This window comes from Staphylococcus sp. EG-SA-2 (genome assembly GCF_017152085.1).
This window is the reverse complement of record NZ_JACYHC010001323.1, coordinates 1-594: the sequence shown is the minus strand read 5'-3', so window position 1 is coordinate 594 and position 594 is coordinate 1. Positions and strand designations below refer to the sequence as shown.

Sequence of the window (594 nt, the reverse complement as noted above, 5' to 3'; positions counted from 1 at the left end):
TTTATCAAATGGTAGTGAGCATTGTATTAACGCAAATTTATGGTGGACAACAAGTAAGTCCTAATACAGAAAAGCTAATTATTATTGCTCGAAAAATACCTATATTTATCTTCTTTGTATCTATTATTGGTCCTTTATTAGAAGAATATGTATTCAGAAAAGTAATCTTTGGAGAATTATTTAATGCGATTAAAGGTAATCGTATCGTGGCATTTATTATTGCTACAACAGTAAGTTCATTAATATTTGCATTAGCACATAATGATTTCAAATTTATTCCAGTTTATTTTGGCATGGGTGTCATTTTTTCATTAGCATATGTTTGGACAAAACGGCTTGCTGTTCCAATTATTATCCATATGTTACAAAACGGATTTGTCGTTATATTCCAATTACTTAATCCTGAGGCTTTGAAAAAAGCCACGGAACAAGCGAATTTTATATATCACATTTTTATTCCATAATAAAAAAAACGAATCACACACGGATTATCGTCGCTGTGATTCGTTTTTATTTTTCTTTTTATTTCGCTTTACAAATAAGAATAGCATGATTGAAAATACCACCATCATAGAACATACAATTGCTAGCCAA

General features: G+C 29.6%; 1 protein-coding gene and 1 pseudogene. One reads left to right on the top strand and one right to left on the bottom strand.

Features of this window, described 5'->3' with window-relative positions:
• Positions 1-464 (top strand): annotated as a pseudogene (mroQ, locus tag IDG60_RS28400) (CPBP family intramembrane glutamic endopeptidase MroQ); the annotation flags it as partial.
• A gap of 24 nt (positions 465-488) precedes the next feature.
• On the opposite strand, the gene IDG60_RS28395 reads toward mroQ, so the two are convergent.
• Positions 489-594: hypothetical protein (locus IDG60_RS28395; RefSeq protein WP_241013421.1), on the bottom strand; the 106-nt coding region annotated here is incomplete at its 5' end.